Source organism: Sabulicella rubraurantiaca (assembly GCF_017355885.1).
Taxonomy (GTDB): Bacteria; Pseudomonadota; Alphaproteobacteria; order Acetobacterales; family Acetobacteraceae; genus Roseococcus; species Roseococcus rubraurantiacus.
The window spans coordinates 326,307-336,284 of sequence record NZ_JAFEUU010000001.1 but is presented as its reverse complement, the minus strand read 5'-3'; the positions used below and the strand labels follow the sequence as shown (position 1 = coordinate 336,284).

Annotated in this window: 11 protein-coding genes; 8 read left to right on the top strand and 3 right to left on the bottom strand. The window is 68.9% G+C overall.

The features are described from left to right. The first annotated feature begins 3 nt into the window (after positions 1 to 3). The 7 genes from JTJ31_RS01685 (at position 4) to mazG (ending at position 6,902) form a co-directional block, all read left to right on the top strand. Positions 4 to 1,212 (top strand): D-alanyl-D-alanine carboxypeptidase family protein, encoded by a 1,209-nt coding sequence (locus tag JTJ31_RS01685; protein ID WP_207536861.1) that lies wholly within the window; start codon positions 4 to 6, stop codon positions 1,210 to 1,212. Continuing rightward, on the top strand, positions 1,209 to 1,811 hold the full coding sequence (gene tmk, locus JTJ31_RS01680) for a dTMP kinase (protein ID WP_207536860.1): 603 nt from the start codon (positions 1,209 to 1,211) through the stop codon (positions 1,809 to 1,811). Before JTJ31_RS01685 ends, tmk begins: the two co-directional genes overlap by 4 nt. After that, on the top strand, positions 1,801 to 2,796 hold the full coding sequence (locus JTJ31_RS01675; protein ID WP_207536859.1) for a DNA polymerase III subunit delta': 996 nt from the start codon (positions 1,801 to 1,803) through the stop codon (positions 2,794 to 2,796). The genes tmk and JTJ31_RS01675 overlap by 11 nt, the downstream gene beginning before the upstream one ends. Positions 2,797 to 2,807: 11 nt before the next feature. Then, positions 2,808 to 4,316 (top strand): methionine--tRNA ligase, encoded by a 1,509-nt coding sequence (metG, locus tag JTJ31_RS01670; protein WP_207536858.1) that lies wholly within the window; start codon positions 2,808 to 2,810, stop codon positions 4,314 to 4,316. After that, the gene (locus tag JTJ31_RS01665; RefSeq protein WP_207536857.1) at positions 4,313 to 5,086 is read left to right on the top strand and encodes a TatD family hydrolase; all 774 of its coding nucleotides are present in this window, start codon (positions 4,313 to 4,315) and stop codon (positions 5,084 to 5,086) included. Before metG ends, JTJ31_RS01665 begins: the two co-directional genes overlap by 4 nt. 39 nt (positions 5,087 to 5,125) lie before the next feature. Then, positions 5,126 to 5,929, top strand: a complete 804-nt coding sequence (locus tag JTJ31_RS01660) for an MBL fold metallo-hydrolase (protein WP_207536856.1) — start codon at positions 5,126 to 5,128, stop codon at positions 5,927 to 5,929. Between the two features lie 169 nt (positions 5,930 to 6,098). Beyond that, entirely contained in the window at positions 6,099 to 6,902 is an 804-nt protein-coding gene (gene mazG / locus JTJ31_RS01655; RefSeq protein WP_207536855.1) for a nucleoside triphosphate pyrophosphohydrolase, read from the top strand. 4 nt (positions 6,903 to 6,906) lie between these two features. On the opposite strand, the gene JTJ31_RS01650 is transcribed toward mazG, so the two are convergent. Both JTJ31_RS01650 and JTJ31_RS01645 read right to left on the bottom strand, forming a co-directional pair. Further along, a complete protein-coding gene (locus tag JTJ31_RS01650) occupies positions 6,907 to 7,665 on the bottom strand; it encodes an NUDIX hydrolase (RefSeq protein ID WP_207536854.1) in 759 nt (252 codons plus the stop codon). A 31-nt stretch (positions 7,666 to 7,696) separates the two neighbouring features. Next, positions 7,697 to 8,677, bottom strand: a complete 981-nt coding sequence (locus tag JTJ31_RS01645) for a Bug family tripartite tricarboxylate transporter substrate binding protein (RefSeq protein WP_236019762.1) — start codon at positions 8,675 to 8,677, stop codon at positions 7,697 to 7,699. A gap of 106 nt (positions 8,678 to 8,783) precedes the next feature. On the opposite strand from JTJ31_RS01645, the gene JTJ31_RS01640 reads away from it, so the two are divergent. Next, complete coding sequence (locus JTJ31_RS01640) at positions 8,784 to 9,503, top strand: DUF1028 domain-containing protein (RefSeq protein WP_207536853.1); 720 nt, start codon at positions 8,784 to 8,786, stop codon at positions 9,501 to 9,503. On the opposite strand, the gene JTJ31_RS01635 is transcribed toward JTJ31_RS01640, so the two are convergent. Further along, positions 9,480 to 9,761, bottom strand: coding sequence for an accessory factor UbiK family protein (locus JTJ31_RS01635; RefSeq protein WP_207536852.1), 282 nt, complete (start codon positions 9,759 to 9,761; stop codon positions 9,480 to 9,482). The two genes, JTJ31_RS01640 and JTJ31_RS01635, sit on opposite strands and share 24 nt — an antisense overlap. Positions 9,762 to 9,978 lie beyond the last annotated feature (217 nt).

The window sequence follows — 9,978 nt, the reverse complement described above, 5'->3', positions numbered from 1 at the left end:
GCCATGCCGTCCCGCCGCCTCCTCCTCGCCGGTTTCTCCCTGCCGCTTGCCGCGCCGGCCCTCGCGCAGCAACGCGGCGGCCCGCAGCGCCCCGCCGCACGCGGATCGGCGCCCCCGCCGACCACGCCTGCGAATTCGCCGCTCGGCCCGGTGGACACGGCGGCACGCTTCGCATTGCTGATTGATTTCGAGACCGGCGCGACGCTGCTGGAGAAGGGGGCGGAGCAATCCATGCCCCCCGCCTCCATGTCGAAGCTGATGACCATGTACGTGGTCTTCGACATGATCCGCAAAGGCCGGTTGGCCATGGACCAGCTTCTGCCCGTCAGCGAGGCAGCCTGGCGCATGGGTGGCTCTAAGATGTTCGTCGACCTGAACACCACGGTGAGCGTCGAGAACCTGGCGCGCGGCGTCATCATCCAGTCTGGCAACGACGCCTGCGTCGTCTTCGCCGAGGCGATCGCAGGCTCCGAACGCGCCTTCGCCGACCTCATGAACCAGCAGGCGCGGGAGATCGGCCTGACCGGCTCGAACTTCCGCAACAGCACCGGCTGGCCGGACCCGGAGCACCGGATGACCCCGCGCGATCTCGCCACGCTCGCGCGGCGCATCATCCTCGACTTCCCGGACCATTACCGCCTGTATTCCGAGCGCTCCTTCCGCTGGCACAACATTACCCAGGAGAACCGGAACCCCATCCTGGGCCGCGTCGCGGGCGGCGACGGGCTGAAGACCGGCCACACGGAGGAGGCGGGATACGGCCTGACCGCGAGCGCCAAGCGCGCCGACCGACGCCTGATCCTCGTCGTCTCCGGCCTGCCCACGATGCGCGCGCGGGCCGAGGAGAGCGAGCGCCTCCTGGAATGGGGCTTCCGCGAGTTCGAAAACGTCGTGCTGTTCCGTGCCGAGGACACGATCGAGGAGGTGCCGGTGCACCTCGGCGGGCGCCGCACGGTGCCGCTGGTGGGCGGGCGCGACGTGGTGGCGACGCTGCCGCGGGGATGGCGCAATGGAATGCAGGCGCGGCTGCGATATGACGCGCCCGTGCCCGCGCCAGTCGCGAAGGGTCAGGAGCTCGGTCGCCTTGAGGTATCCGGGCGCGGCGTGCCGGAGATGAGCCTGCCGCTCTACGCCGGCGCGGATGTGGAGCGGCTCGGTCTCGTCTCGCGAATCCCGGCCGTGCTGGGCCGCATGATCGGCGGGGGCGCTTGAAAGGCCGCTTCGTCACGCTGGAAGGCGGAGAGGGGGCGGGCAAGACGACTCAAGGCGAGCGGCTTGCCGCTGCGCTTTGCGCCCGCGGCCTCCCGGTACTGCGCACGCGCGAACCCGGCGGGTCCCTGCGTGCCGAGGCGCTGCGCGGCTTCATCCTGTCCCATGGCGGCTGGGATCCGCTGGCCGAGATGGCGCTCCACTTCGCGGCCCGCCGCGAGCACTGGGCGCGGCTGATCCGCCCGGCGCTGGAGGCAGGGGTCACGGTGATCTGCGACCGCTTCCACGACAGCACCTTCGCGTATCAGGTGGCCGGGCAGGGGGGCGACGCCGCCGCCTTCGAGGCGCTGCGCCGCGCCCTGGTCGCGGATGCCGTTCCGGACGCAACCCTCTTGCTCGACATTCCCCCGCAGGCCGGGCTGTCCCGCGCTCGCGACGCCAATCGCTACGAGGCATTGGGGACCGAGTTCCATGCGCGGGTCCGCCAGGGCTTCCTCCAGCGCGCGGAGGCCGAACCGGGCCGCATCGCCGTGCTGGATGCGACCCGGCCCCTGGCGGAGGTGACGGAAGCGGCGCTGCGTCGCGTGCTCCATGGCACCTGAGCCGCGCGCCAACCCCATGCTGTTCGGTCATGACGGCGCGGCCGAAGCCTTGGCGGCTGGGGCGCGCTCCGGGCGCCTGGCCCATGCCTGGCTCGTGACCGGCCAGCCGGGCGTGGGCAAGGCGACCCTGGCTTGGCGCTTCGCCCGCTGGCTGCTCGCCGGAATGCCGCGGGACGCCGAAGGCGAGGTGCCGCTCCAACTGCCAGAGTCGGACCCAGTCTTTCGGCGCGTCAGCGCCTCGGGCCATCCGGATGTCCTTCTCCTTGCCCCGGCGCAGGAAGCCGGCAAGCGGCGGATCATCAAGGTGGATGAAGCGCGGGAAGCCCGGCGCTTTCTGTCGCTCACCGCCGCCGAGGGCGGCTGGCGCATCGTCATCATGGATGAGGTGGAGGCGATGGAGGCCCCCGCCGCCAACACCATCCTCAAGACACTGGAGGAACCGCCACCGCGGACTGTTCTCCTGCTCGTCACCGCCGCGCCAGGGCGTCTGCTTCCCACGATCCGGTCCCGCTGCCGCCGCCTCGACCTTGCCCCCCTGAGTACGGAAATCATGCGGAAGGCGCTGGGCTTCCTGGCGCCGGGCGCCGATGCGGCAGCCCTGACCCCGCTCGCTAACGGCTCGCCCGGCCGCGCCCTCGCCTTGGCGGAGGGGGAGGGAGTAGAGCTGGCGCGCTTAGCTCGCGCGGCGTTGCAGGCCCTGCCGCAATCCGGCGCCGCCGAGGCCCACGCCTTGGCTGACCGAATCGCGGGCCGCGACGCGGCGGGCTTCGCGCCCTTCTTTGACGCGCTGACTCGGGAGCTTCAGGCGGCGCTGCGCGACGCGGCGCGGGGCCAGCCCGCACCGCCGTGGCTCGCCCTCCGTCCGCTGCCGGCCTGGGTGGAGGCCGCTTCCTCCCTTCGTCGGCAGGTCGACGAAGCCGAGCGCCTGTCGTTGGACCGCCGGCAGGCTGTCCTGGTGGCGCTGGACACGCTCCGCAGGGGGTAGCAGAAGGCGCCATGCGCCGCTGCTACCTCACCACGCCGATCTATTACGTCAACGACAAGCCTCATATCGGCCATGCCTACACCTCGCTGGCGGCAGACGTGCTGGCGCGTTGGCGCCGCCTGTCGGGCGACGAGGTGTTCTTCCTCACCGGCACCGATGAGCACGGGCAAAAGGTCGAGAAGGCGGCCCGCGATGCCGGGATGGACCCACAGGGCTTCACCGACCGGGTCTCTACCGCCTTCCGCGACCTCACGGCGACGATGGGCTTCAGCAACGACGCCTTCATCCGCACCACCGAGGAGCGTCACCGCCACGCCTGCCAGGAACTCTGGAAGCGCCTCGCCGACCGCGGCGAGATTTACCTAGGCGGGTATGAGGGCTGGTACGCAGTGCGCGACGAAGCCTTCTACGGCCCGGATGAGCTGACGGAGCGCGACGGCGTGAAGTACGCTCCTTCGGGCGCCCCGGTGGAATGGGTAACGGAGCCCAGCTACTTCTTCCGCCTCTCCGACTGGCAGGAAAGGCTGCTGCGCTTCTACGAGGAGCATCCGGACTTCATCGCCCCGCAGAGCCGGCGCAATGAGGTCATCGCCTTCGTAAAATCCGGGCTTTCCGATCTCTCGATCAGCCGCACCTCGTTCCGCTGGGGCGTGCCGGTGCCGGGCGACGACGCGCACGTGATGTATGTCTGGCTGGACGCACTGACCAACTACATCACGGCACTCGGCTGGCCCGAGGAGGGCGAGGCCTGGAAGTTCTGGCCGGCCGACGTGCATTTCGTCGGCAAGGACATCCTGCGCTTCCACGCCATCTACTGGCCCGCCTTCCTCATGGCCGCTGGCCTAGAGCCGCCCAAGCGGGTCTTTGCGCATGGTTGGTGGACCAATGAGGGGCAGAAGATCTCAAAATCCCTGGGCAACGTGATCGACCCGGTCGCGCTGGTCGAGGAATACGGGCTGGACCCCGTGCGCTACTTCCTGCTGCGCGAGGTGCCCTTCGGCCAGGACGGAGATTTCTCGCGCGCCGCCCTCGCCAACCGGACCAACGGGGAACTGGCCGACGTGCTCGGCAACCTCGCCAACCGGACACTGACGCTGATCCAGAAGAATTGCGAGGCGAAGCTGCCCGCGCCGGCCGCGCCTGAAGGCGAGCTGGGCACGCTACTTGCCGACCTTCCGGAGCGGATCGGCCAGCATCTCGAGCGCCAGGAGTTCCACCTCGCTCTGGAAGCCGCCTTCGCCGCCGCCCGTGCCGCCAACGCCTATATCACCACCGAGGCCCCCTGGGCGCTGCGAAAGACCGACCCAGCCCGCATGGCGCAGGTGCTCCGCCGCCTCCACGACGCGCTACGCGTGCTGGCGACGGTGCTCCAGCCCTTCATGCCGGGTACGATGGCCGCGATGCTCGACCAACTCGGCGTGCCGCCCGAGGCGCGCGGCCTCGCATCCCTCGCCAAGCCCTTGCCTGAGGGGGCCACCCTGCCTCCCCCTGTGCCGCTCTTCCGGAAGATCGAAGCGTGATCGTCGATTCCCACTGCCACCTGGATTATTTCGAGGACGCCGAGCTTCCTGGCATCATCGCCCGCGCCGCCGAAGCCGGCGTCACCCGCATGGTGACCATCGGCACCCATGTGGAGCAGGCCGCGGCCGTGAAGGCTCTGGCCGAGCGGCATCCCGAGGTCTGGGGTACGGTTGGCGTGCATCCACACCGGGCTGGCGAGGGGCGCATGCCCACGGTGGAGGAGCTCGTCGCCCTGGCGGACCACCCGCGCGTCATCGGCATCGGCGAGAGCGGCCTCGACTACTTCTATGACAAATCTCCGCGCGACGTGCAGCGCGAGGGGTTTCGCCGTCACATCCGCGCGGCCCGCGCGGCCGGGCTGCCCCTGGTGGTCCACGCCCGCGACGCGGATGCGGACATTGCCTCCATCCTGCGCGAGGAGCGGGAAGGGGGCGACTTTGCCTTTCTCCTGCACTGCTTCTCCTCCGGTGCAGATCTGGCGCGCGAGGCGGTCGCCATGGGTGGCTATATCTCCTTCTCAGGCATCCTGACCTTCCCACGCAGCGGCGACCTGCGGGACCTTGCGGCGGAACTTCCGGAGGATCGGCTGCTTGTGGAAACCGACGCGCCCTACCTCGCGCCCGTACCGCATCGCGGCAAGCTCTGCGAGCCAGGCTTCACCGCCTTGACCGCGAAGGTCCTCGCCGAGGCCCGCGGCATGAGCATGGAGGCGATTGCCACGGCGACGACCGCGAATTTTCGCCGCCTGTTCCCACGCGCCGATTTCTGAGCCTCCCCGAATCCGGCCCGCCCTGCCATCACGCAGGGCATGTCCCTGAAGAAGCGCGTCCGCCTCACCCTGCTCGGCACCGGCCCCTCCCAAGGCGTGCCCGCCATCGGGGGGTCCGACGGGCGAGGGGACTGGGGCAGCTGTGACCCGTCCGAGCCCCGCAACCGGCGGCGCCGCACGTCGGCGCTGCTGACCTGCAAGGGAACGCGCATCCTCATTGATGCCGGCCCCGACTGCCGGGAGCAGCTTCTGTCGGCCGGGGCTTCCGGATTGGATGGCGTGGTCTTCACCCATGCCCATGCAGACCACGTCATGGGCATAGACGAGCTGCGGCAGGTGAACCGCAACATTGGACAGGTTCTCCCAGCCTTCGGCTTTCCCGAAACGCTCCGCGAACTGCAGGGGCGCTTCGCCTACGCCTTCCGTGAGGCAACGCCCGGCTTCTTCCGCCCCGCGCTCGAGAGCCGGGAAGTAGATCCATGCGAGACCTTTGTCCTAGGACATTTATCCTTACGAGCTTGCGTTCAGGACCATGCCGTCATGAGGACGATGGGCCTAAGATGCGGAAATATCGCCTATTGCACGGATGTGGTCCGCATGCCGCCCGAAACTCTGGCGGCGCTGAGCGGCGTCGCCACGCTGGTCCTGGGGTGCTTCAGACTGACGAGCCACCCGGTGCATGCGGGCCTCCGCGAGGTGCTGGCATGGGCTGAGGCGATCGGACCGCGCCGGGTCGTGCTGACACATATGGGTTCGACCATGGATTGGGAGACCCTGCGCCGAGAGCTGCCCACGGGTATCGAGCCAGGTCACGACGGAATGGAGCTCGACGGAGAGGCCTGAAGGCGGGGGAGAGAGCGAGGGCAAGAGCCCCGCAGTTTTCCCACCGGTTTTCCACTACCATCTTTTTCCATAATCTATCTTATCCGGGAAACTGCCCTGTGGATGACCGGTGGATAGCCCGGAAATCCAGGGCTTTCGGCCCATCCCTTCCCCATTTACACCCAGGGCCATGAGGCCAGACCCCAAAGCCGAACTCGCTCGCTTGCTGGATGTCATGGCGCGCCTGCGCGACCCGGAGACCGGCTGTCCCTGGGACCAGGTCCAGGATTTCGCGACGATCGCGCCCTATACGGTCGAGGAAGCCTATGAGGTCGCCTCGGCGATCTCGGCTGGCCCAGACCCAGCGACGCTGCTCGAGGAGTTGGGCGACCTACTCTTCCAGGTCGTCTACCACGCCCGCATGGCCGAGGAGCGTGGCTGGTTCGCCTTCGGAGACGTTGCCGCTTCCATCGCTGCAAAGATGATCCGCCGGCATCCGCACGTCTTTGGCGAAGAGGAAAAGCGCGACGCCAGCACGCAGACCGAGGCCTGGGAGCGTCAGAAGGCTTCCGAACGGGCGAAGCGGGCCGAGACCGGAACCCTGTCGGGGGTAGCGTCCTCCCTGCCCGCCCTCACGCGCGCCGCGAAGCTGACCGGACGTGCCGCCCGTGTCGGCTTCGATTGGCCCGATGCCGCCTCTGTCCTGGTTAAGCTTGAGGAGGAAGCGGAGGAGCTTCGGGCTGAACTCGGCGCGGCAGACCGGGCCCGGCTGCAGGACGAGGTCGGGGATCTACTCTTCGTCCTCGCTAACCTCGCCCGCAAGCTGGAACTGGATCCGGAGCGATGCCTTGCAGACGCCAATGCAAAGTTCGAACGCCGTTTCACTTCGATCGAAACGGCGCTCTCCGCCAAAGGCCGAAGCCCGGCCGAAGCAACACTGAATGAGATGGAAGACCTATGGCGCGCCGCGAAGCACAGCGAGCGGAAAGCCTGAATTCCTAGGTTCGCGATCCTGTTTGACCAAGCCACCGTCCGCCCATCGCGGGTAGATCTTTCGCTGGAAACAGCGTTCCGCCATATCCCGCTTCCTCCGGAATGCGCAGCATCACGCCCCCTGCCCCATCCGGCACGGGCTCTGGCGTCACGGTTACGATGGGGCATTCCCTCGCCGCAGCCAGGGCCTCGGCGGCGCTTCCATGCTTCGCAAGACGCAGCAGGTTCAGCCGCGTGGCAAAGACGAGGCGCCGCTTGCCGGCCTCAGCCTCCGCCACCGCTTCGGCCGGGCGAACCCAGACGGCCTCGACCGCCTCATAGCCGTCATGGACGGCTTCCTGGTCACCCGGCGCCTGCGCCAGGAAGAAATGGGTATCGAAGCGCTTGGGGCTGTAATGGGGGGTGATCCAATGGGCGAAGGGAACCACTGCCTCGACATCCGGGCTGACGCCCCGTTCCCCTAATGCGTTGCCGAATGGGCCAGCGGGAAGCAAGGTCGGCGCGGGCGCGCGGCCCAGCAGGATGCCGCATTCCTCCCAGGCCTCGCGGATCGCGGCGACCTTGAAGGCGCCCAGCGGATCGCCGTCCGGGGCAAGCTGCGAGTCCGCCTCCTCCACCCGTCCGCCCGGAAAGACCAGCGCGCCGGAGGCGAATTCGATCTCCCGCGCGCGGCAGACCATCAGCACCTCCAGGCCCGATTCCCCATCCCGGATCAGGAGGATCGTTGCAGCGGGGCGGGGCGTGACGGGGGCAGGCGTGCTCATGCCCGCCACGCTACGCGCGGTGCCGCTCGGGTCAATCCGCCTTGATGTTGCCGTCTCGGATCACCGGCTCCCAAGTTTCGTACTCCTTGCGGATATGCGCCGTGAACTGCTCCGGCGTCCCTCCGACCACGCGCCCCGCCTGCTGGCGGAACACAGCCTCCTGAACCTCTGGCATGGCAGCGATCCGCCCGAATACCTCATTGATGCGCTGGACGAGGCCCCGGTCCATCCCGGCCGGCGCGACGATGCCGTGCCACACGGACTGGTCAAAGCCCGGCAGCGTCGTGGCGAGGGCCGGCGTACCCGGCAGAAGCTGTGATCCGGCCGGTTCGCTGACCGCGACTGCGCGCGCACGCCCGTCGCGGATCATTGAGAGGCCAGAGGAGACGGTCGGGAAGCCGAACTGTGCGTCACCGCGGACCAAAGCGGTCACCATCTCGGCGCCCGAGCGGTAGGGCACGTGCACCATCCGGATGCCCGCACGCTTCAGGAAGAGTTCCATGAACAGGTGGGAGCCATTGCCTGTCCCAGCCGAGGAATAGGTAAAGCCGTCTGGCCGCGCCTTGGCCGCCCTGACGATCTCGTCGACGCTCCGCTCCGCCACGGACGGGTGGGCCATCAGCACGCCGGGCAGATTCACCAGATGGATGATGGGGGTGAAGGCGGTCAGCGGGTCATAGGGCAAACCCGGGTACAGAAGGCGACCGATCGCATTCGCCCCCATGTCAGCCATCATCAGCACCTGCCCGTCCGGGCGCTGCGTCGCCACGAAGGCACCGGCGATCGTGCCGCCCGCCCCTGGCCGGTTCTCCACCACCAAGGTCTGCCCGTTGGTGTGCTCGCCAAAGCGGGACGCGACATTGCGCGACAGCGTGTCCACGGCGCCACCCGGGCCGAAGGGAACGATCAGGCGGATGGGCCGGTCTGGCCAGGGCGACTGGGCGAGCGCAGGCGTCGCGAGCACGGCCGCGCCTCCAAGAACCAGCCCGCGTCGCGAGAGATTGTGCTGCATCGTCTCCTCCTTTTTTCTTCAACCGCCAGCCATGCCCGTCTGACGCCTTGCAGACAAGCAGGAAGCATGGCCAAGAGGGAATGTCGGAAATGGAGGCGGTCCACACATGACCTGGTCCCTGCTCGCCCATGAGCCCGAAACGGGCGCCTTCGCGGTGGCCGTGACCACCTACGCCCTGGCCGTCGGCGCTTCCTGCCCCTTCCTCCGCCGCGGCGTCGGCGCGGTCTCGACGCAATCCATCACCAATCGCTACCTCGGACCCGCGACGCTGGATGCGATGGAACGCGGCCTAGCACCGGCCGCCGCCCTTGAGGCCGCCTTGGCCGGAGACGGGGGGCGCGGCCTGCGGCAGGTCCATGCCCTCGACGCCAAGGGACGGACCGCGGCGCATACGGGCCAGAACTGCGTGGACTGGTGCGGCTCCCTGACGGGCGAGGGCTGGTCGCTTGCGGGCAACATGCTGTCCGGCCCCGCAACCCTCATCGCGACGCGCGACGCCTTCCTGGCCCACGCCGCCCTGCCCCTGCCCGAGCGGATGCTTCGCGCCCTTCAGGCCGGGGAGACCGCAGGGGGCGACCGGCGCGGCCGCCAGTCCGCCGCCATCCAGCTGGTGACGGACGAGGACTTCCCGGACCTGGACCTGCGCGTGGACGACCACCAGGCCCCGCTGGACGAGCTGGAGCGCCTCCTGCGCCTGTGGCGCCGCGACCGAGAGCCGATGCTCAGGCGGGCGCCGCGGCGCGCGAACCCGTCCGGCGACACAGATATGGCAGCGATGGAAGCCGCCTGGGCCGCGAAGGGGCTAGACCTCCACTTCCGGCGGTGACGGCTGGGCGGCTGCCAGCTTCGCTTCCAGCGCGGCGACGCGCGCTTCCAGCGCTTCGACCTGCTCCCGGGCGCGGCGCGCGACTTCCATAGCGGCGTCGAGGTCTTCGGCGCGGGCAAGATCCAGGCGGCTGACCAGCGCCTCGGCCTGGGCGCGGGCAGCCGCCTCGAACTCCGCTTTGACCCCGCCCAGGAGCGACATCACTCCCCCGGCCACCCCGGCCAAGTCATCCATCCTCTGCCGTCCGTCCTTGAACATGGATTCGCTCCGATCCTCTGCCATTTCGTCTCGATATAGGAAGCACGCCTTGGCGCGCCACCTCATCCTGGATCCGGGGACGTCCGGCATCGTAAGCCTCCGTTAATCGGCCAAGGCTTATTGCCCTGCAGGCCGGCACACCGCCGGAGCGCCGGGCTCATCCCCAAACCGGCGTGCCTGACGCCAGAACGGCGATACATGGGTCCCCCGGCCGATG